Below are 22,167 nucleotides of genomic sequence, written 5' to 3'. Positions count from 1 at the left end.
ATTGGCCGACCTATGGCACTGTACTCCTCGTAATGTAAAATGGATCGTCCACCGCTTGAGTATGGCCGGATGGATCGTCTGGGTGCCGGGCCGCGGGCGCGGCAACCGTTCGACGCTCAGCTTGACCGTTTCCGAAGGGGAGGTCGCCTTACTGCTCGCACAAGAAGCAACGTCCAAGGGACGTTTTCACGACGGCATCCGCCTGCTTAACGAGCATGGTGCGGACGAGGAGATACGCCAACGTTTTGCCGAGTGGCTGGAAGGACAATTCGGCTACCGCGTGGACACCGGCGAGAGCCGTCAGGTCGATACGCTGCGCTTGCCCTTTTACCGCGCCATGCCCAACCTAGATCCTGCCTGGACGCTGCGCCGCACCGAGTGGCACATGGCCCGGCAAATCTTCGATACGCTCGTCCAACGGATCGATGGGAGCAACGAGGCGATTCCTAATCTGGCGTATTATTGGGAAACGGACAGTACGGGACAAATATGGACTTTCTACTTGCGTAAAGGCGTTCTCTTCCACGATAAAACCGAGCTCCACGCGGAGGATGTCAAATACACCCTTGAGCGGCTTACCTCTGCGGACTTCGGCCGGACGGAATGGACGGAACTGCCTTTGGCCGGGGTACGGACACTTGGTCCTTACTGTTTCGAGATCAGGCTCCGTCGACCGTATACGCCGCTCCTGCAACTACTCGCTTCGCCCCGTGCATCGATCCTTCCGCGTTCGGCGGCAAGGTTTGCGCCCCGTGAATTCGCACGCCTTCCCATCGGAAGCGGACCGTTTCGGGTGACGAAGAACGACGACTCGCGAATAGTTCTGGAGGCGTTTCCTGCCTATTTTTCGGGCCGCGCTATGCTCGACCGGGTCGAACTGTGGATCCTGCCGGAGACCGGACGCCGTCCATCGGCACTAACCGAGCTCGGCGGGGAGACGATTCCGTATATCCATCCGTTTCAACTGCACGGCCGCAGCGAAAAGCCGCCCGATATCGAACGCGTGGAGCCCGGATGCACCTATATGACCTTTCAACTGAACAGGCCGGGACCGCTGGAGTCAAGCGAGTTCCAGCAATGGCTCATTCGCGCAGCCAATCCATATCTAATGAATGCGGAACTTGATCCCCGGCGCTATAGTCCGGCTTGCAGCTTTTTTCCCGAGTGGAGCGCAATGGAGACGGAAAGGGCTTAACGGAGACAGGCCGGTTGATAAACGTCCCTTTGATGCCGGCCCGGAGTTCCGGGCGGTTCATAATTCGGCGGAGGGGCAGCCTAACCTACCGAGTCCTGCGATTCGCCCGGAGCGGCCATTACGGCTGCTGACCTACCGCATCATGAACAATTCACTGGAGCGAAACGCCCGCTGGTTGAGCGAACAATGCGCGGCCGTCGGGGTCAAACTGGATGTCGAAGTCCGGGATTATGAGGATTTTATTCGGCCGGAAGTAATCGATGCCGCAGATCTTGTACTGGCCAATGCCGTTGTGGACGAGGAAACGGTCATGTCCTTCCTCCGTTTGATGTACGACGACCGTCATGTTGTGCGCAGGCATCTATCCGCTCCCATTCGCGAGCGGCTGAACGCCAGACTGCTGGAGATCGAATCCGAGGCTGGATTCGGAGAGCGAATTCGGTTGGTACGGGAAACCGAACGATGGTTGGGGGATGAAACCGCGCTAGCCTTTTTGTATCACTTAAAACAGTCTACTTACTTCGATAATCGTTTGATTGGAGTACAGGTAAATGCATACGGTTGGCTGGATTTCCAACGATTGGCGCTGCGGCCATGGAAATAAGAAAAACGCCTGATGGCGTCCTTTGATGGCTCCGACTTGCCTACACCATAATGCCGACAGCGCCGATTTCCGGCTTGAGCTTCAAATAACGGCAATATCTGGACCGAAAAGCTGTACATTTGCAATTACTTGAGCAAGATAAGATATCATCATCCCATCACCCCTTCTGGCTCAAATCCCGGAAAATTCCTGTACGATCCGTGCAACCCCTTATAGGATTCGGGCCTTGGTGTCCCTCATGCTGCCTTTGCACGATTATCCCTCTCGTTCAGGGGAGCCAGCGATCAGGGGCCCGGAGTGAGGCGAACTTTGTCCATTTCTCGGCTATCTGATCAAAGGGGATAATCATGCAAAGCGTCCGGCAGCGTGTGTTGATCTTCGAAAGAATACAGACCTCATTTGGAGCTAGTTTTTCTTGCGATATCAGGAAGCCGATGCTCCGAAACTTATACGCTGATAGATTATAAAAAAGCTGTCGAGACTTTCTCGACAGCCTGAAAAATCCAAAACCTGCTTAAGGCCCCCTATTACTCGTAAGCCAAGCCGCCGCCTTCCCGCAGCAAAAACTTGTAGTTGTTGCGGATGAACTCGAGCACCTTGTCGCATATGATCCGGTGCCCGTCCTCGTTTGGATGGATGCCGTCCGAGCAGAGGAATTGGGTATAGTCGGGATGCGCCAGGAACGCGCCGCGCACGTCGATGTACTTCGTTTTGGTCAATTCCGATACCTTCAGGATCGTGGAGTTGTACCTTTCCTGCCACCAGTAGATTTTCGTGACGCTGCCGAGCCACTTCATGATGTTCTTCTCCGCTTCCGGGTCGTTCTTGCTGACCCATTTGAAATACTTGTCGGCATTGAGCGGAGGCAGGCTCATCAGGATCGGGGTGATTTGCTGGCTTCTGACGAACTGGATCGCTTCCGTCAGCATGTTCTCAAACATATTGAAGTCGGTTTTCGGGCTGTGTTCTGCGTCGGGATTGTCAGCAATTTCGTTCCAGTTGAAGTCGCAGTCGTTGCCGCCGTATTCGATCAGCACGATGTTGGGCTTATCCTTTTCGACGTCCTTTTTCAGATTCGTCAGCCCCTTCACCAGGGTGTTGCCGAACCGGGCGGTGTTATGGACCGCGCCCTTCAGCTTCTGCTGCAGCAGCGATACGTAATTATTCTCCAGGACAATGTATTTGCTGCGGGTCTCGTCGTAAATCACGCCTTTGGAGATGGAGTCTCCGCTTACCATATACTTGATTTCGTTTCTGAAAAAAACATGGCTGTCCTCGCTCACAGTCTCACCTCTCTCAAGCCTCGAAACCTAAGGAGTTTCCAGGTAAATGATCCGCTTTTCACGTCGTTACATCTTGTTACATCTATTGTAGATGAATTTTCGCGCTTAAAGCAAGTAAGTTATTCCCCGGCAAGAGAATTCCTTTTACCGTCGAAAGTGGACAAGAGGTCACAGGGAATGAGAGAATACGAGTAAATCATTTCAAAAAGGGGATGACATCACTTTGATACGTTTCGGTACCATTGGGACGAACTGGATCACGGAGCGTTTTATTCAAGCGGCTCTGGAAACGGAACAATTTGTTTTGACGGCCGTTTATTCCCGGTCCGAGGAGAAGGGGAAGGAATTTGCCGCCAAATTCGGCGATCCGGAGGTATATACCGATCTTCGGGCAATGGCTGCCAGCCCCGACGTCGATGCCGTTTATATTGCCAGCCCGAATTCCATGCACGCCGAGCAGGCGATCCTGCTGATGGATCACGGCAAGCACGTGTTGTGCGAGAAGCCGATGGCTTCCAATGCGGCCGAGGTGCGGCGGATGGTCGAAGCGGCGCGCCGCAACGACGTTTTGCTGATGGAAGCCCTGAAATCCACGCTGATGCCGAACTTCCGGGCGGTCCATGATAATTTGTATAAAATCGGCCGGGTACGGCGTTATTTCTCCAGCTACTGCCAATATTCCTCGCGGTATGACGCCTTTAAACAAGGGAAGGTGCTGAACGCGTTTAACCCCGCTTTTTCCAACGGCGGATTAATGGATTTGGGAATCTATTGCATTTACCCGATGGTGACGCTGTTCGGGAAGCCCGAATCCGTGCAGGCTTCGGCGGTCATGCTCTCGTCGGGCGTCGACGGGGAAGGCGGCCTGATCGTGCGGTACCCGGATATGGACGGCGTGATCATGTACTCGAAAATCACCGACTCCTATTTGCCGACGGAGATCCAGGGCGAAAACGGGACGATCGTGATCGATAAGATCAATCAGCCCTACGATGCCAAAATCTTGTACCGCGACGGAACGACCGAGGAGCTGACGCGCTCCCAGCCGCAGGAGTCGATGTATTACGAGGCGCTGGAGTTCATCGAGCTGATCCAAAGCGGACAGCGGGAGAGCCAAATCAACACGCATGCCCGTTCGCTGGCCGTCGCCGAGCTGATGGAGGACGCGAGACGCCAATTCGGCCTGCGGTACGCCGCCGACGAAGGTTAGGGGGATCGGCTGAACGTCCGGATGAGGAGTGCTTCGCGTACCCGAAACGTTCGGTTTGCTCCTGCAGCAGGTAAAGGGTAGCAGGTAACAGGCCAGGCAGCGGGTAAGGGGCGGGAACGCGGAACACCGGATGATCGCGGTACCGGGGGCAAGGTGCGAAAATGCGGGATCCCGGGGCACGGGATGAGGTGTCATAAACGCCGATGCTGATAAATGCGGCGAATCTGTGGCCTGCTCCACACGCAAACGGCAGAATATCATGCGCATAAGTCGCAGTCGACGTTAAACACGCTAGGTCAAAGCCCAAGCCGGTTATTGGTTTGGGCTTTTCGACATATCCGTAACCCGTAACCCGGAACCGGAACGAAGGGGGGGACGCCATGCCGACTAACTCTAATGGACTCCAGTGACGTTAAACGCCTTGAAATGAGGAGTCAGCAAGCGTAACGGACCGTAGAGGCGTATTCCTGTAAAATGTCTGCAAATACCGTAGGATGAGGCTAAATAGCGTTACTAGTGTTCGTTCCAGCGGGAAATAACCGGGAAATGGACAAATAGCGTCGTTACGGTCCGTTAGTGGGGAGGAGCGGGTGATTGAACATATGGCGGTCGGATAAAGATATGGAGAATCGGGGCGTTCCCTTATTTTCCGGATTGGCGGCCCAAACAGCAAAATAGAGCCATAAATTACCCTTATTTTTATCGTGTTGGTGTAGCAGCGGCCGCCCGGATCCCGCATAATGGCACGCGCCCGTACTCGCCGCCTTCTGCTGTAGCGACCACACCGCAGCCGCCTCCCGGTAAGCCGCTCCACACATTGGCGACCATGGCCGCTCCGGGATTGCCGAAAATTTCTCATTGCAACCGTTTTCAGTCATAAGGTAGGATAGTCGATGAGGTGAACAGGATGATCAAGGACAAAAAGTGGCTGGCCGGCCTTATGGTCTGCATCGTGGTTTTGGTATATTTGTTTATCGGCTTTGCCCGCTACTCCGGCAAAATCGGCAGCATCGTCAAGGAACTGCAGGGAGAGCCCGTGGACGGCGAGCAGCGTTACCATATCGTATTGATCGAGCAGGAGCGTTACCACCCTTACTGGGAAATGGTCGAGAAAGGCGCGGCCCAGGCGGCGGAAAAATACGGAATCGACATCGAGTTCACGGGGGCGGTGCGCAACAACATGGAGGAGCAGCTGAACCTCTTGGAAAAAGCGATCGCCGCCCGCGTCGACGCGATCATCGTGCAGGGGCTGAACGAAGAGAAGTTCACCCCGACCATCGATAAGGCCGTGAAACGCGGCATCCCGGTCGTGACGATCGACACCGACGCGCCGGACAGCAAGCGGCTGGCTTACGTCGGCACCGACAACCTGGCCGCCGGCGAGCGCCTGGGCCGCCTCATCGTTCAGACGACCGGCGGCACGGGCAAGATCGGCGTGATCATCGGCAGCGACCAAGCCGCCAGCCAGCTGCAGCGGCTGGACGGGCTGAAGAAGGTCGTCGCCGAGCACGAAGGGCTGGAGATCGTCGATGTGCGCAGCTCCAACATCTCGCATATGGAGGCGATCCAGCAGGCGGCGAACATGCTGCGGACGCATCCGGAAATCAACATTATGGTCGGCACGAGCGCGACCGATGCCCTCGGCGTGCTGCAGGCGGCCAAAAGCCGGAAGCGCGACGATCTGGTCATCATCGGCTTTGACAATCAGAAGGAAACGCTGGCCGCGATCCGCAAAGGCGAAATCGAAGCGACGGTGGCGCAGCAGCCTTTTTTGATGGGAGATACCGCCGTTCGGTTGCTCTACGAGCATTTCCAGGGACTGCCGCTGCAGCCGGAATACTTCACCGAGGTGAAAGTGCTGGATGAGGGCAACGTGGAGGAAGGAGAGAGCTTATGAGCATTCGCCGCAAGCTGTTTCTGTTTATTCCGCTGCTGGTACTGGTGATGAGCTCGGTGTCTTTTTTGCTGTTCGAAAGCGGGCAAAATGTGCAGGAGAGCTACCATCTGATGATGAAGCGCATTTTGCTGTATAAGGAAGTGTCCTATGAGGTTGGCGAAAACATGAGGACGATGAACCGTTTCATCATGCAAATGGACACGGAAAGCTTGCCCGAGGTCGTCCGGCATCTGAACGCGGTCAAGAGCTTAAGGTCCGATCTGGACGGGCTCCAGACGATCGGGGGGAGCGACCTCGCGCTCGAGAACTACCGGAATATCATCGATACGTTCCTGGAGCAGTCCGAAGCGATGATCGACCAGATCGGTTACCAGGACTCCAATACGATGGCGGGGGCTTATATCGAAGCCGAGCAGACCCAGCGCTTTATCCGCGAGGAAGCCCAGGAACTGGTCGATCTCGAGCTTTCGCAATACAAACCGATTTACGAGGATATGATGTTTACTACTGACAAGCTGAACAAGCTGGGCATCCTGCTCGTCGTGACCGCGGCCGCCTTCAGCATCTTGCTGACGATATGGCTGTCCCGCAGCATTACCGAACCGATCCGCCGCCTGGTAGCCACTGCCAAGCAAATTTCCAAAGGGCGGATGGACACCAAGGCTCCGGAAAGCGACAGCAACGACGAGATCAGCATCCTGTGCCGGGCGTTTAACGGGATGATCGATAATATCCAGGAGCTCATGGCCGAGAACATCAACAATCTGGAGAAGGACCGGTTGGTCAAAGAGCTTGAGCTGAAGACGCTGCAAAGCCAAATTAATCCGCATTTCCTGTTTAATACGCTGAACTCGATTTCCAAGCTGGCCTATATCGAAGGAGCGGCCAAAACGAGCGATCTGGCCGTTTCCGTGTCGCGCCTGCTGCGCTACAATCTGCAGAAGCTGGATCAGGCGGTGCCGCTGCGCGAAGAGGTTGAGCATGTGACCGAGTACATGAACATCCAAAAGGCGCGGTTCCGCGATCGCATCGAATTCGTGACGGACATCGACGAGCGGGCGCTGGACCGGATGATTCCGTGCCTGACGCTGCAGCCGATTTTGGAGAACGCTTTTGTGCACGGCATCGAGCAAATGGAGGAAGGAGCCGTTCTGAAGCTGTCCATCGCCTGCAATGACGAGGGCACCGTCGACATCGAAATCCGCGACAACGGCGTAGGCATGAATCGGGAAACGGTTCAGATGCTGCTGCAATCGATTCGCGAGGAGGCGCCGAGATTCGGCGGAAAAGGGCAGTCGACCGGGCTCGGGACGCATAACGTGTTCAAGCGCCTGCATCTTTTTTTCGACGGGGAACAGGAAATCGCCATTGACAGCAAAGAAGGAGCGGGAACGGCCGTCAGGTTTACGCTGCCTTGCCGGACGGGGACGCTGGCTTAGTTAGGGCGGACGGATAGGCTAGAGGCTAGGTTGTTATAGGGCAATAGCCATTAAATAGATTGGGGGATACCAAGTGTACACGTTGCTGATTGCGGACGACGAAGCGCTGGAACGGGAAGGCCTGGAGCTCATGATCGGCCATATGCTGCCGGATACGTTCCGGTTCATCCATGCGGAGAACGGGCGGCGGGCGATCCAACTGGCGGAGGAGGAGCGGCCGGATTTTATCTTCATGGATATCAAAATGCCGGGCATTCAAGGCCTGGAGGCCGTGCGGGAAATCATGGCCCGGCAGCCGGGCTCGAAGATCGTGATCATCACCGCCCATGATTATTTCGCTTACGCGAAGGAGGGGCTCGCACTGGGCGTACGGGATTATTTGCTGAAGCCGGCGCGGCGGGAGGAAGTGCTCGACTTGCTGAAAAGTCTCATGGCCGAGACCGAGGAGGCGAAACGGGCCCGGAACGAGCAGTTGGCGTTGCAGGAGAAGCTGTCCCAGCTGTTGCCGCTGGCGGAAAACGAACTAGCCCTGATGCTGATGCTGGAGTGCGTGCAGGAAGTGGAAGCGGCGCAGCTGGGAAGCATGCTGAATCTGGATTGGAGCAAAGGATACGCGATGGTGCTATCGTTCTCGAAGCACTCCCCGAGGGAATGGGCCAATTTCCAGTTGGTCAAGAAAGAAATCTACGACGCCGTCAAGCAATGGGTAAAGCCGAGCCTGAACTGCATCGTCAGCCCGGTGGTGGGCCATCAAATGGCGCTCTTCATTCCGTTTCCGCCGGGGCGGCCGGGCTATTCCCAGCGGGTCATCGCGCTGGAATGGGGCGAGCGGCTGCGCAGCCAGGTGGAGGAGCGCTTCGGGCTGCAGCTGTCGGTCGGCATCGGCTCCATTCGCGAGGGCTGGGACGGGCTCAGCCGCTCGTATCGCGAAGCGGTCCGCGTTTGCGCCGACGAGCAGGATATCGTTAGCGTCCGCCACTACGACGACATCGCCGAAAGCACGGGCCGCCCCACGCTCCCGCTGGACGAGGAGAAGAGGCTGCTCGACGCCTTGCTGCGGTATGACAAGCAGGAGGCGGAGGAGCGCTTCGGGCTGCTGTTCGAGCGGCTGGAGCAGAGCGAACCGCGGCATTTCCCGCGCTTGCGCGGAGACGTGATCGGGCTGCTCTTGTATTTATGCCGTGGCGTGCAGGCCGGCGACGGCTCCGAATTGATCGAAGGGCTCAGCGCCTTCGAAGACCCGGCTTCACTGCGCGAAGGGGCGCTGCGCCGGCTCGGCGGCTGGATCGACGGGCTGCGGGAGCAGAAGGAACGCAGCCGCTCGCATGTGCTGCAGCGCGCGCTTTTGTACATCGGCCAACGCTTCAAAGAGGATATCTCGATGGAGCAGAGCGCCGAATACGTCAATCTCAGCCCGTATTATTTCAGCAAATTGTTTAAGCTGCAGACGGGGGAGAACTTCAGCGACTATTTGACCCGGCTGCGCATCGAGGAAGCGAAGAAACTGATCGCGGAAAGGCGGCTCAGCCTGAAGGAAATTTGTTACGAGGCCGGTTATAAGGATCCCAACTATTTCAGCCGAGTGTTCAAAAAGGCGACCGGCATGACGCCGACCGAATATCGCCAGCTTATTGAATAGTGTTGTCGCGTCTTCCGGGCAGAGTTCGCCTGCCGGCAGCGTTTAATGCCCGAGTCCTTGTCCTAGACAAGGACTTTTTTGCGCTTTCAGCACAAATTTATCCAGTGAAAATAAGGCCGATGTATTTCATTACATCCGGCAGCAACGAAATGCAGATAGAGCGCAAAGAAGTGCAGGCAATGGCCAACCCGCAGCGGCCGATGCGATGCTAAGATTTATTTGTAAGCGCAATCATCCATGAAACAAGTGAAAAGGGGCGTAGGCATAGTGAAAAAACATAGTCATTTTGTACGGTTAAGCTTGGCGGCCATTTTGTTGGCTTCCTCCCTGGCAGGCTGCGGGGTCGTTTCGGACGGCAGCAGCGCGGGCAATACGAAGAACAATGCGGGCGGCAGCTCGGCGGCCGGCGGAGACGACGGCAAAATCGTCATCGGGATGTCGATGGACACGCTGAAGGAAGAACGCTGGCAGAAGGACCGCGATATTTTCACTTCCAAGGTAGAAGAGCTTGGCGGCGAAGTGAAAGTGCTGGCGGCCAACGGCGATGACGCGACGCAGCTCAGCCAGGCGGAACAACTTATTTCCCAAGGCGTCGACGTGCTGGTCGTTATCGCCCACAACGCGGAAGCGACGGCTCCGATCGTAGAGAAAGCGCACAAAGAAGGGATCAAGGTCATCGCTTATGACCGGCTGATCAACAACTCCGACGTCGACTACTACATTTCCTTCGATAACGTCCGGGTCGGCGAACTGCAAGCCCGCGCCGTGATCGACAAGGCTCCGAAGGGCAACATCGTGTACATCGGCGGAGCGGATACCGACAACAACGCGCACATGTTCAAGGAAGGCGCGATGAGCGTGCTGAAGCCGCTTGAGGAAAAAGGCGACATCAAAATCGTCTATGACCAATTCTCCAAGGACTGGAAGCCGGAAGAAGCGCTGAAAAACATGGAAAACGCGCTGACCGCGAACAAAAACGACGTGCAAGGCGTAGTAGCGGCAAATGACGGTACGGCCGGCGGGGCGATTCAAGCGTTGACCGCGCAGGGCATGGCCGGCAAAATCCCGGTATCCGGGCAGGACGCCGACTTGGCCGCCGTACAGCGGATCGCCGAAGGCACGCAGCTGATGACTGTATATAAACCGATCAAATCTATTGCCACCACGGCCGCGGAAATGGCGGTTTCGGCAGCCAAGGGCGAGGAGATCAAAACCGACAAAACCGTCAACAACGGCAAAGTAGATGTTCCATCCGTGCTGCTTGACCCGATTCCGGTCGACAAAGAAAGCCTGAACACCGTCATCGAGGACGGATTCCACAAGGTGGAAGATGTTTATAAAAACGTTCCAAAGGATCAATGGCCTCAGCAATAAGCGGCCGTAGTTGAACTGGAAAAGACAGTAGGCTAACGTGCGATAACCAGGGAGCGATTAAGCGTCTCCTTGGTTTCGCGCATCTGCCGATTATTGGGCTAAAGAAGGAGAGTTAAGCCTATGCATGTGTTGGAAATGGTGAATATCAGCAAAGAGTTTCCTGGCGTCAAAGCCCTCGATCGCGTCAACTTCAAGGTGCGCAAAGGCGAAATCCATGCGCTTTGCGGCGAAAACGGAGCGGGCAAATCGACGCTGATGAAGGTGCTGAGCGGACTTTATCCGGCGGGTACCTACGGCGGCGATATCGTCATCGGCGGCGAGAAAAAACAGTTTCATAACATTACCGATGCGGAAAAGGCGGGCATCGCCATCATTCACCAGGAGCTTGCGCTCGTGAAGGAGATGACGGTGGGCGAGAACATTTTTCTGGGAGCCGAGCCGACCAAGCGCGGCGCGATTCAGTGGGATGAGTTATACCATAACGCAGCCCAGTGGTTGAAGCGGGTCGGGTTGCATATTTCCCCCGACACCAAAATCGGCAGCCTCGGCATCGGCCAGCAGCAGCTGGTGGAGATCGCCAAAGCGTTGTCCAAGCATACGCAGATTCTGATTCTGGATGAGCCGACGGCCGCTTTGACCGAAAGCGAAGTGGCGATCCTGATGGACATCCTGAATCAGCTACGCCGCGAAGGCGTGTCCTGCGTATACATCTCGCACAAAATGCCGGAGGTGTTTGCGCTGGCCGACTCGATTACGGTGCTGCGCGACGGCCATACCGTAGCGACGCTGGACCGGAAGGAGACGGATGACGACCAGGTCGTGTCGCTGATGGTCGGCCGGGAGCTGACCGAACGGTATCCCCGGGTTCCGCATACCCCGTCGGACGTCGTGCTGGAGGTGCGCAACTACAATGTATGGCATCCGGAGAAACGCAATCAGAAAGTGATCAAGGATGCGACTCTGACGCTGCGCAAGGGGGAAATCCTCGGCATTGCCGGATTGATGGGAGCCGGACGCACCGAGCTGGTAAGCAGCCTGTTCGGCGCTTACGGAGGCCGGGCGGCGGGCGAGGTGCTCATCGAAGGCAAGCCGGTGCGGATTCGTTCCGTGTCGGACGCCATCAAGGCGGGGATCGCGCTCGTCAGCGAGGACCGCAAACGCCAGGGGCTGGTCATGGGAATGGATGTGAAGACCAACACCACGATGGCGACGATGAGCAAGGTATCGAGCCTTGGCGTCATTAACGATAACGAAGAGATTAAATGGGGACTCAAATACGTGCATGATCTGAAGACGAAAACCGCCTCGCTGGAGACCCCTGTAGGGACGCTGTCCGGGGGGAACCAGCAGAAGGTCGTCATCGGCAAATGGCTGATGTCCGATCCGAAAATCCTGATCATGGACGAACCGACCCGAGGCATCGACGTCGGGGCCAAGTATGAAATCTATCATCTGATGAACCAGTTGGTCGAGCAGGGCGTGGCCATTATCATGATTTCCTCTGAGCTTCCGGAGGTGCTCGGCATGAGCGACCGGATTCTGGTCATGAGCGAAGGCAAATTCGTCCGGGAGTACGACTGGCGCGAGGCGACCCAAGAAAATATCATGCAAGCCGCAACGGGAGGGAAATAAACATGGAGCTTCAAAAGGAACTGGGACAACCAACGAACAACTCCGCAGCAAAAACGTCGCTCTGGGGCAGCCTGTTCGGAAAAATGGACGTGCGCGCCTATACGATGGTCGGAGCCCTGGTACTGATTTGGGTGTTGTTCGGACTGCTGGATCCAACGTTTTTGACCGCGAGAAATTTATCCAATCTGTTTACGCAAATGTCGGTGACTTCGATTTTGGCCATCGGCATGGTGCTCGTCATTGTGGCCGGGCATATCGACCTTTCGGTCGGTTCGATTGTCGGCCTTACCGGCGGGATCGCCGCTATTCTCAGCAACTGGCTGGGGCTGCCGGCTATCGTCGTGATTATCGGCACGCTGGCGGCCGGTGCGGTATTGGGCCTGCTGCAGGGCTGGCTCGTCGCCTATAAAATGATCCCCGCATTTATCGTTACGCTAGGGGGTATGCTCGTGTTCCGCGGCGTACTGATGGGCGTGACCGAATCAATGACGATTCCGGTATCCGACAAGGTACTGGCGCTGCTGGGCAACGCTTATTTCGCCCAAGGCTTCGGGATCATCCTCGGCGTATTGGCCATCGGGCTCGTCGTTTGGAGCACGCTGCGCAAACGCCGCTCGCGGTTGAAATACGGCTTCGAGGTATCGCCGTTTGCCGTGGACATCATCAAAATGGCGGCACTATCCCTGCTGGTCGTGGCGTTCGTGCTGGTGATGAACGCCTATAAAGGGATTCCGTTCCCGATCATTTTCGTCATCGTGCTGGCCGCCATCTTCTTCTTCCTGTCGACGAAGACGACCTTCGGCCGCCATATCTACGCCATCGGCGGCAACATCGAAGCGGCCCGCCTGTCCGGCATCAATATCCGCCGCAAAACGATGACGGTCTTCCTGTTCAGCGGCCTGCTCGGCTCGATCGCTTCGATCGTGCTGACGTCGCGCCTCGCTTCGGCGACGATCACCGCCGGAAACATGGCGGAAATGGATGCGATCGCCGCATGCGTCATCGGCGGAACTTCGCTGATGGGCGGCGCGGGAACCGTGCTTGGCGCCTTGATCGGTGCGCTCGTCATGACGTCGTTGGACAACGGGATGTCGCTGATGGGGCTGGAGTCGTTCTGGCAGTACGTGGTGAAAGGCTCGATTCTCGTCTTTGCCGTCTGGTTGGATATTTCCAACCGCCGCAAAGGGGTTAAATAAGTCGAACGGCTAAGCACCCAAAACAAACGGCACTTCTGCCGGGGATCGGATTTCGATCTCCCGTGGAAGTGCCGTTTGTTCGCTTGCGCTTTTTTTGGGGGATGTCAAGCTTTATTAATAGGTTGCAAGCAGCGCGTTGCTGATTTTGCGGCTCGGCGTCGTCAAATATTTGCCGTTGTAATACAAACCGCTGGATGCGCCGCCATCAAGGTTCATCGCTTGATGCGCGCCGGCCTGCCTCATGATTTCCGCCAGCTGCGGGATCGTCGTGCCTCCGGTGGTGGTCAGCAGGATCAGCTTGTGGTCCCGCGTGAGGCCGAGGGCGCTTCTCGTGCCGCCGCCGCTAACGATGTAGCCGTATGGGGCTTTATAGGCATCGGGCGTATACGCATTGAAAAACGTCCCGTTAGGCGATCCCTAAGGACAGCATGTTTTTCATGGTGCGGGTTCTCTTCATCGAAACGGTTTCTCCTTTTCCCTTGTGTGGTTAGCTATCTCTTTATGTAATATCGGAAAAAGCCGGGAAATGATGAAATTTCGTACAAACCGGCTTTTTCCGGTCCATGGATAGCCAATAGGCACGATTTTTCGTATAAACCCCTCCATTTACTTGCCACCCCCTCCTTTTTTGTACGATAAATCGTACAAACTCATTCCATTTCCCCTAAAACGGACGGTAATTGTACGATTTTTCGTTCAATATATTATCGGAGTAAAAAACGGGGAATGGCGATGCAGACCCCCCTCGCATCGCCATTCCCTTCCTTGCTTTTGGTTATTTCCGGATGTACAGCTTCCGGTAATACTCTTCCAGCATCCGTTTCGTCGAAAAAGCTTCGCGCGTCGTCTCGATGCTTCTTCGCATCATCCGCACCCACTTGGGTTGGTCCTCGTAATAGGTTGGTACCACGCGGCCGAGCAGGGTATCGTACAGCGCTTCGCTGTCATGGCGGTCCAGCACCCCCGGATCGTCCGATTCGAAGCCGTCCCCGATTTGCCACCCGTTATCGCCGTCCAGGCACGCCTCCGGCCACCACCCGTCCAGGATCGAGCAGTTGAGCACGCCGTTGACGGCCGCTTTCATGCCGGAAGTGCCGCTCGCTTCCAAGGGCCGGCGCGGATTGTTCAGCCAGACGTCCGCACCGCGGGTGAGCATGGCGCCGATCGTCATATCGTAGTTTTCCAGGAACACGACGCTCTTCGGATATTTTTTCATCATCCCGACCAGATTGCTGACGATTTGCTTGCCGGTTTCGTCGTTCGGATGGGCCTTGCCGGAGAAGACGATTTGGATTTGGCCGGATTCGAGATAAGGGGCGATCACTTCGGATTTGGAAAAGATCAGGTCGCTGCGTTTGTAGGGTGCGGCCCGGCGCGAGAAGCCGATCAACAGCCGGTCGGGATTCAAGGCGATGCCCGAGCGCTCGCGGATAAATCCGATCAACTCGCGTTTGATCTCCATATGGGCGGACCAGAGATCGCCGTTCTCTTCATAAGCGCGGATGATCCGCGGATCGGCCCAGGTCGGCAGGTGGATCGCGTTCGTAATTCCGATGATTTCCGAACGACCGGCCACGTCCTTCCACATGCCGCGCGCGGTCTCGGCATGCAATGCGGCGACGGCGTTGGAGAGCCGCGACAACCGCAGGCCCGCTACGGTCATGTTAAACGGATTGCCGCCGATCCGCTCCATCTGGTCGCGGCTTAACCCGTTGTAAGCGGACATGCGCTCCAGCAGCTCCAGCGGATGGGCTTCGTTGCCTTCACGCACCGGCGTGTGGGTCGTGAATACGACCTCTTCGCGAGTCTCGCGCCAGGCGGACTCGAAGGTCAGTCCGGCCTGCATTTTTTCCCGGATCAGCTCCGTGGCGGCCAAAGCGGCATGCCCTTCGTTGAAATGATAGACCTCGACCGGGATCTGCAGCGCCCGCAGCGCCTTGGCCCCGCCGATGCCTAGCACGATTTCCTGGGCGATCCGCTCTTCGCCGAAGCCCCCGCCGTACAGGCGCTCGGTGATCCACGCGTTCCCGGTTCCCGGAAGGTCGGCGTCCAGCAAATACAACGGATTGTTGCCGAACTTCTCGGTCTTCCAGACCTTGCAGGCTACCTCGGCGTTTTTGATCGTAACCGTGACGGTTGCCCCGGTATCCTCAAGAAAATCATATTCGTTGCTCGCAAACGTATCGTACGGTCGGCCGTCGTCCCCGATCCGCTGATCGGTATACCCTTGTTTCCATTTGATGCCGATGCCGACGAGCGGCGCGCCGATATCTTTGGCTCCTTTGATGAAATCGCCGGCCAGAATGCCGAGCCCTCCGGCGTACATTTTAAAATCGGAATGAAGTCCGTACTCCATGCTGAAATAAGCAACGGTGGGCAGTTGCCGTTCGTTCATGGGAATACCTCCTTGTGGTATGCCATTTGTCATGCTGCTTGTAAACGGATTTCTGCTATTAGTGTAGTACGCTGGGCCATGGAAGGTGACTAAAGTCACCGGAGGACAAGGGGAAGGGAGAGGCAAGAGGGGGCACGCGGCATTTCAAGCCGGATCGGGCTCATCCGGGCGATAATCGCTGTCGGCGTAAGCCAGTTCCTGATCGTCATTGGCGATCGCCTGGATTTCCTCGGAACCGATGTTCAGGTAGATATAGCCGGTTTCGGCTTGCTTCTTCAAGGCGCGTTCTTTGAAAAATTTCGGGCTGGCCTCCCCCGCATCTTCATCGTAAACGAGCAGGAGCCCGTCCGTTTTACGGAACAACAGCTCGTCCCGGGCGGTAAACTGCCAGCGTCCAATGTACCCCTCCTTGCTCGCAGCCGCATAATGGTCGACTTGGCGAAGGATTTGTTCGTAGTAGCTTTTTTTCTCGTCGCTCCATTTTTCTTCCTGATGGCTGTAGGCGGTGATGATCGAGCATTTCAGCTGGGGATACCGCTTCTTCAACTCGAACACGGCTTCGCAGGCCCAAAGGTCAACGCCGTATTGTCCGGGGGTAATCACCCACTCGAGCCCCTCCTCCAGCAGGGGGACGAGGCGGCCTTCGATCGCCTGGCGGATATATGGAATGCCTTGGTGCTTATTGCTGTATATGCCGAGTTCATGTGCGCGGTAACCGGTGACGAGTATATTTTTCAAGGGTTGAATCTCCTTATTGTTCTTAATGAAAAAGGTGGAGCAACTATCATTATAAACTTCCGTTGAAGTTTTCTGAAAGCACGAAAGTGCTCTAACGTTGAAATCCCAGGCAGGACAAGAGTTGTGAATGTTTTCACTAAAGGGAAATAAGCACTAATCTAGTTCGAATTAACTAAATAAACAGGACCGTAATCCGCGTTGAAATTGGACTATTTGACCTGTTACCCGACCGGGGTCATTGATTAATATGATGAAGAATACATAATTTAGGAGGACAACTCAGTGAGAAGATGGACCGTAGTACTATTGGGAGTGATTTTGGCATTCGGCATGACCGCATGCGGACAAGAGAAGGGGGCAAATGGAGCTGGCGACGGGGGAGCGGCCCAGAACGGGACGAACAATGCGCAAGGCGCAGGAGAAAACAACGCGTTGACCTTGGATGAACTGATTCAAAAAACCATGGAGGCCAGCGACGGACTCAACAGCTTTTCGATGGAAGCGAGCGTGAACCAGAATATTTCCATGACCCAGGGAGATCAGAAACAGGATCAGAAGGTCGACATGACGATGAAGATCGATACAACGAAAGATCCGCTGGAAATGTATCAGGAAATTCAAATGTCGGTTCCGGGCAGCGGAAACCAGGAGATCAAGCAGTATATTACCGACGAAGGTGTCTTTTCCAACATGGACGGGAACTGGATGAAACTTCCTGATAATACAAAGGATCAACTGCTAACGGGACTGGAACAATCGGTCAGTCCGGAGAAGCAGCTTGAGCAGTTTAAGTCGATTGCCGGCGAGACGAAGGTGACGGAAGAAGGAGACGAATACGTCCTTACGGCCGAAGTGTCCGGCGATGGGGTAAAAGAACTCGCCAAATCGCTCATGGACCAATCAGGGAGCGCTAACGAACAAACGGCAGCGATGATGGAACAAATGAACATCAAGGATATCAAAATCACCTATGCCGTTAACAAGGAAACCTTCTTCCCTACAAAGTCCAACATCGAGATGACCCTGGACATGGAAGCGGAAGGCCAAAGCGTATCGCTTGAAATGAAAATGAACAGCACGATTTCCAAGCATAACGAACTCGCCGAAATCAAAGTGCCGCAAGAGGTATTGGACAGCGCAGCCTAAGCTGGTCCACCCAACCTGCAACATTCCATACATACAGCTTGCTTAACTCGACATAAAGACGTTATGGGATTTGAATCATAGTGAATCATAGCTTGGAAATCAAACCGCCGAACCTGGTCTTTTGCGACCGGCTCAGCGGTTTGTCTTTAGGCGAAAGTGTTGTGGGTCTGCAGACAAAGACGGCAGTATCGGCGCTCATTTTATGGTGATAGCGGTTACAAAAGCGGGGGGTTACTGGCCGTGAATCGAGAGTAGAGTAAACACCGTATAGAACACGGCATAGAACGTGCCCAACCCAATAATCCACAGAAAAGCATTGCCATTTAGTTTGTGTCCCGGTTGCCACATGAGGATCCGCCCCTTTTCATTTCACTGGCCTTCAAATTGTGAACAATTTGTGTCATATCTAATTATTGAACATTTTGTGTCTAAATTCAAACATTTTTTTGAACAAATTTGAATTATTTTTTTTAAGGGGTTTGGCGAAATAAAAAACATGCCGCCGCGGCGGCATGTTCAATGGGTGAAGCGGATGAACAGGGAACGGTGCAATCGAGAGACTCCATAACACCAACCGGCTTCGGCGCGAATCAGCCCTTTTGCGGCGCAAAGCCTTCCTCTTGCAAATATTCGCCGGCTTCCTCGCGGGTCTCGAAAGCCATTTCCAGGCTCAAGCCGGAGTAAATATACCAAAGATCGTCCTCGTATTTCAGCGTCAGCTTCTCGCCTTTGGCATTGGTCCACAGTCCGCCGGGGGAGCTGCTGCGCGAAGCGGAGGCTTCGCTTTCGGCTGTTCCTTCCGAGCGGCCCGGAGAGCCAGGGGCGGTTGCGGAGAGAGTGCCGGGCAATCCGCCGTCCCGAACGGATAAGGAATCGATCGACTGCCGTACCAGACTGCGCAGCTCCTTCTCATCCAAATCGCGGATATTGACGAAGCCTTTGTCATCGGCGTCATAGCCCTGCAGCAGGCCGGCGTAAACGAACCCGTTGCCGCCCGGATGCAGGTGGTAGACGACGGTTTTTTTCTCGTAAGCGCTGCCTTCGTAATGGAAATTGATCCGCCCGAGCGATACGTTTTTGCGCTCAAGCTCGGGGAACGATTCCAGGATGCCAAGTTTTTGCTCAAATGTCAGCATGTTTGTCCAACCTCTCAAGACCTTTTTAGCGGGACTATGTTTGCCCAAAGCCATTAACCTGTATGCACCCGGGGCAATTCCGGCATACCTGCCCGGAACAAATCACGCCCATCGATTATATCACAGACCGCTATTTCGGCGGGAAGGGGATTCCATTATAATAGGCTTGCATGCCTGAATCGAAATGGAGGATTGAGAGCGATGGCGTTTAAGGAGAAGGATGTCATCCTGTTCCAAGGGGATAGCATTACGGACTGGGGCAGGAATTATGAGGACGGGGCATCGCTTGGCGCAGGATACCCGCTGCTGATTGCTTCGCGGTTGGGGTATTTGTTTCCGGAGAAAAACCTTACGTTTTTGAATCGCGGCATTAGCGGAAACCGGGCCGTCGATTTGCAGAATCGTTGGGATCGCGACTGCCTGGAGCTGAAGCCGACCTGGGTGTCGATCTATATCGGCATTAACGATACCTGGCGGCATTACGATAATAACGACGAGACGACCGCGGAGCAGTTTGAGGCGGTGTACCGCAATATTCTCGAGCGTACGCGGGAGAAGCTGGATGCGGGACTGATCCTGATCGAGCCGTTCGTGCTCCCGGTGCCGGAGGACCGCCGCGAGTGGCGCGCCGATCTTGATCCGAAGATTGCGGTCGTGCGCGATCTGGCGCGCGAGTTCGGCGCGTTGTACGTGCCGCTCGACGGCTTGTTCGCCGCCGCCTCGACGAAGGCGGAGCCGGCGTACTGGTCGCCGGACGGCGTTCATCCCTCGCCGGCGGGGCACGCGTTGATCGCCGACGCCTGGATCAAGGCCGTCCGGATCTAGGCCCCGATTTCCTACGGCGGCCCGGTAAGAGGTATAATCGAAGGGGATAAACGATCGTTAAACTTCATAAGGAGGTTACTATGGGAGAGAAGACGAACATCAAATGGGGCATTTTGGCTTCCGGGGGCATTGCCGAACAGTTTGCGGCGGACCTCGCCTATGCGAGCAACGGCGAAGCTTATGCCATCGGCTCGCGGAGTCTGGATAAAGCGAAAGCCTTCGCCGACAAATTTCACGTACCCCAGGCTTATGGAAGCTATGAGGAGCTGGTAACCGATCCCGACGTCGACGTCGTGTATGTGGCAACGCCGCATCCTTATCACAAGGAGAACGTCATGACCGCGCTGCGGGCGGGCAAAGCCGTGCTGTGCGAGAAGCCGTTTACGGTCAACGGCGCCGAACTGGAGGAAATGGTCGCCTATGCCCGCGAGCACAAGCTGTTTCTGATGGAAGCGATGTGGACGCGGTTCCTGCCGCCGATCCGTAAGGTGCGGGAATGGCTGGCGGAGGGACGGATCGGCGAGGTCCGCCTGGTGAAGGCCGATTTCGGTTTCCGTATCGGCTGGGATCCGGCCGGAAGGCTGCTAAATCCGGAACTGGGCGGCGGCGCGCTGCTGGACGCCGGGATTTACCCGATCTCGTTCGCTTCGATGGTGCTGGGTCCGCATCCGCTCAGTATCCAAAGCACGGCCCATATCGGGGAAACCGGGGTCGACGAACACTTCTCCGTGTTGTTGACCTATGAAAACGGCGTGACCGCCTCCTTGAACGCGGCAGTCCGTCTCGCGATCGGGAACGACGCTTACATTCACGGTACGAAAGGGAAGATTTACATTCCGGGTTTTCTGAACGCGAAGTCGGCCACCTTGTACATAGACGGCGAAGCCGCCGAGACGTTCACCGACGACCGTGCCGCCAAAGGATATGCCTTCGAGGCAGAAGCCGTCGGCCATGCGCTTCGTGCCGGCTTGACCGAAAGCGCGGACATCCCGCTGGACGAATCGCTGGCCGTCATGCGCCTGCTCGATCAGATCCGCGGGCAGTGGGGATTGCGTTATCCGTTTGAATAAGGTTGGATCAATTCATCCTGCCATGCCCCTTAGCCAAGGGGCGGCGGGATTTTATAAGGGCGTATAGCCTAATAAAATGAATTATGACGATAGTGGTATATAATAGAGCAAACAGAACGTTCTGAAAAAGGAGTATTTTTGAGCATGCCGGATAAACAGGACCAACTGCTTGAGCAGAATAATATCAAACACGCGATTATTGGCGAAAAGCTTTACGGGTTGCCCGACATCCTGCACGGTCTTGCCAAATTGAGACTTGCTTCTCTGGCTTCCGTCTACAACGTGAACGGCCGCTCCAAAATGAAGCGGGAAGAGCTGGTGGACGCTTTGCTGGAAAGGATCGAGGATCCCGAGGTACTTCAAGCCACCCTGATTAAATCCAAGCCTAAGGAGTGGGAGCTTTTTGAATCGCTCTTGAAAGGGTCTTTTCAACAAAGCAATTCTACTCCGTACGGCTACTATTATTACTTCCTGGATCGGGGATTGTTGTTCACTTTTTTTGACGCCAACCGGTTGCATTTGATCATCCCTGACGAGGTAAAGACTGCATTGGATAAGCTGAATGAGGATGATTTCATGCAAGTCTTGCGAAGAAGCCACCTGATCTATTCCTATATTTTGGCGTCGGTCAATTTGTATGGGGTCGTCACGCCGGCCAAGCTGGCGGAGATTTATAACGCCCAGAACGAAAGTCCGCTAACGGAAGAGGAGCTTTTGCAGTACCTTTTGGCGTTTCTTGGCCGAGGTGATCAGTATTTTGGAATGCATCAAGGATATATCGTTTCGCTGGATATGGGAGACGCGGAATTCGACGACCTGCTCGGCCAGGTTCAACATAAACCTCCTTATGTTCCGGACAAGCGGGAGTTCTTGAACTATGCGGATCACGATTACTTCGAAATGACCCCGCAGCTTGCGGCGTTACGCGATTTCGTGCGTAAAGAATTTCGCCTCGATCGGGAGATGGCGGAATATTTGGTCGACGATATTCAACTCGGATGCTCGATGGAAGCCTCGTTGCAGAATCTGATCTATGAATTTGAAAGACGGGATCTTGAGTTTGAGACGCAAAAGCAAGCGCAAAAAGCCGTAGCTCTGATCACTGACGTGTACAACCATACAAGGATGTGGTCCAACGCCGGACATACGCCGATGGAACTGCGCCAGATGCATGAGAACTCCGGGGTTCAAACGGCAAATGCGCCTTTGCGCGTTAGTATGAACAACCAGATTCGCGCGAACAAGGTCGGTCGTAACGACCCTTGTCCCTGCGGAAGCGGCTTGAAGTACAAGAAATGCTGCGGTAAATAAAATCGTGAGTATCCAATGAGGCTGTCCATGCGCGGTGAATAACTGCAATTGGACGGCCTCTTTTGCGTTGCCTGCAT

The 22,167-nt window shown here is 55.3% G+C and carries 17 protein-coding genes and 1 pseudogene; 13 read left to right on the top strand and 5 right to left on the bottom strand.

Annotated elements, in window-relative coordinates; translation table 11 throughout:
• The first annotated feature begins 1 nt into the window (after position 1).
• Positions 2-1,195, top strand: coding sequence for an ABC transporter substrate-binding protein (locus tag ACQ4N8_RS08780; RefSeq protein ID WP_430703969.1), 1,194 nt, complete (start codon positions 2-4; stop codon positions 1,193-1,195).
• A gap of 142 nt (positions 1,196-1,337) precedes the next feature.
• Positions 1,338-1,799, top strand: coding sequence for a hypothetical protein (locus ACQ4N8_RS08775; protein WP_430703968.1), 462 nt, complete (start codon positions 1,338-1,340; stop codon positions 1,797-1,799).
• 527 nt (positions 1,800-2,326) lie between these two features.
• On the opposite strand, the gene ACQ4N8_RS08770 is transcribed toward ACQ4N8_RS08775, so the two are convergent.
• Positions 2,327-3,082, bottom strand: a complete 756-nt coding sequence (locus ACQ4N8_RS08770) for an SGNH/GDSL hydrolase family protein (protein ID WP_430703967.1) — start codon at positions 3,080-3,082, stop codon at positions 2,327-2,329.
• Between the two features lie 226 nt (positions 3,083-3,308).
• Here ACQ4N8_RS08770 and ACQ4N8_RS08765 point away from each other — a divergent pair, with 226 nt between their 5' ends.
• From ACQ4N8_RS08765 to ACQ4N8_RS08735, 7 genes are all read left to right on the top strand, one after another.
• The gene (locus ACQ4N8_RS08765) at positions 3,309-4,292 is read left to right on the top strand and encodes a Gfo/Idh/MocA family protein (RefSeq protein WP_430704003.1); all 984 of its coding nucleotides are present in this window, start codon (positions 3,309-3,311) and stop codon (positions 4,290-4,292) included.
• 907 nt (positions 4,293-5,199) lie between these two features.
• Positions 5,200-6,189, top strand: coding sequence for a sugar-binding protein (locus ACQ4N8_RS08760; RefSeq protein ID WP_430703966.1), 990 nt, complete (start codon positions 5,200-5,202; stop codon positions 6,187-6,189).
• Positions 6,186-7,628, top strand: coding sequence for a sensor histidine kinase (locus ACQ4N8_RS08755; protein WP_430703965.1), 1,443 nt, complete (start codon positions 6,186-6,188; stop codon positions 7,626-7,628). Before ACQ4N8_RS08760 ends, ACQ4N8_RS08755 begins: the two co-directional genes overlap by 4 nt.
• A gap of 73 nt (positions 7,629-7,701) precedes the next feature.
• Complete coding sequence (locus ACQ4N8_RS08750; protein ID WP_430703964.1) at positions 7,702-9,267, top strand: helix-turn-helix domain-containing protein; 1,566 nt, start codon at positions 7,702-7,704, stop codon at positions 9,265-9,267.
• A gap of 267 nt (positions 9,268-9,534) precedes the next feature.
• Complete coding sequence (xylF, locus tag ACQ4N8_RS08745) at positions 9,535-10,641, top strand: D-xylose ABC transporter substrate-binding protein (protein WP_430703963.1); 1,107 nt, start codon at positions 9,535-9,537, stop codon at positions 10,639-10,641.
• Positions 10,642-10,761: 120 nt separating this feature from the next.
• A complete protein-coding gene (locus ACQ4N8_RS08740; protein WP_430703962.1) occupies positions 10,762-12,273 on the top strand; it encodes a xylose ABC transporter ATP-binding protein in 1,512 nt (503 codons plus the stop codon).
• Positions 12,274-12,275: 2 nt separating this feature from the next.
• A complete protein-coding gene (locus ACQ4N8_RS08735) occupies positions 12,276-13,469 on the top strand; it encodes a sugar ABC transporter permease (RefSeq protein ID WP_430703961.1) in 1,194 nt (397 codons plus the stop codon).
• A gap of 114 nt (positions 13,470-13,583) precedes the next feature.
• Here ACQ4N8_RS08735 and ACQ4N8_RS08730 read toward each other — a convergent pair.
• The 3 genes and pseudogenes from ACQ4N8_RS08730 to ACQ4N8_RS08720 form a co-directional block, all read right to left on the bottom strand.
• A pseudogene (locus ACQ4N8_RS08730) lies at positions 13,584-13,877 on the bottom strand (phosphodiester glycosidase family protein); the annotation flags it as partial.
• A gap of 367 nt (positions 13,878-14,244) precedes the next feature.
• A complete protein-coding gene (gene glgP / locus ACQ4N8_RS08725) occupies positions 14,245-15,864 on the bottom strand; it encodes an alpha-glucan family phosphorylase (protein ID WP_430703960.1) in 1,620 nt (539 codons plus the stop codon).
• Positions 15,865-16,008: 144 nt separating this feature from the next.
• Positions 16,009-16,602 carry a DUF1273 domain-containing protein gene (locus ACQ4N8_RS08720; protein ID WP_430703959.1) on the bottom strand — a complete coding sequence of 198 codons (594 nt, stop codon included), beginning with the start codon at positions 16,600-16,602 and terminating at the stop codon, positions 16,009-16,011.
• A gap of 282 nt (positions 16,603-16,884) precedes the next feature.
• On the opposite strand from ACQ4N8_RS08720, the gene ACQ4N8_RS08715 reads away from it, so the two are divergent.
• Complete coding sequence (locus ACQ4N8_RS08715) at positions 16,885-17,748, top strand: DUF6612 family protein (protein ID WP_430703958.1); 864 nt, start codon at positions 16,885-16,887, stop codon at positions 17,746-17,748.
• A 590-nt stretch (positions 17,749-18,338) separates the two neighbouring features.
• Here the strand turns inward: ACQ4N8_RS08715 and ACQ4N8_RS08710 are convergent.
• Positions 18,339-18,884 (bottom strand): hypothetical protein, encoded by a 546-nt coding sequence (locus tag ACQ4N8_RS08710; protein WP_430703957.1) that lies wholly within the window; start codon positions 18,882-18,884, stop codon positions 18,339-18,341.
• A 201-nt stretch (positions 18,885-19,085) separates the two neighbouring features.
• On the opposite strand from ACQ4N8_RS08710, the gene ACQ4N8_RS08705 reads away from it, so the two are divergent.
• The 3 genes from ACQ4N8_RS08705 (at position 19,086) to ACQ4N8_RS08695 (ending at position 22,090) form a co-directional block, all read left to right on the top strand.
• Positions 19,086-19,709, top strand: a complete 624-nt coding sequence (locus ACQ4N8_RS08705; protein ID WP_430703956.1) for an SGNH/GDSL hydrolase family protein — start codon at positions 19,086-19,088, stop codon at positions 19,707-19,709.
• Positions 19,710-19,789: 80 nt separating this feature from the next.
• On the top strand, positions 19,790-20,779 hold the full coding sequence (locus ACQ4N8_RS08700; protein ID WP_430703955.1) for a Gfo/Idh/MocA family protein: 990 nt from the start codon (positions 19,790-19,792) through the stop codon (positions 20,777-20,779).
• A gap of 144 nt (positions 20,780-20,923) precedes the next feature.
• Positions 20,924-22,090, top strand: coding sequence for an SEC-C metal-binding domain-containing protein (locus ACQ4N8_RS08695; protein WP_430703954.1), 1,167 nt, complete (start codon positions 20,924-20,926; stop codon positions 22,088-22,090).
• Positions 22,091-22,167: the final 77 nt, after the last annotated feature.

Source organism: Paenibacillus macerans, from assembly GCF_050565405.1.
GTDB lineage: Bacteria > Bacillota > Bacilli > Paenibacillales > Paenibacillaceae > Fontibacillus > Fontibacillus macerans_B.
Note: the sequence above shows the minus strand (reverse complement) of the source record. Positions and strands in the feature narration are given on the sequence as shown.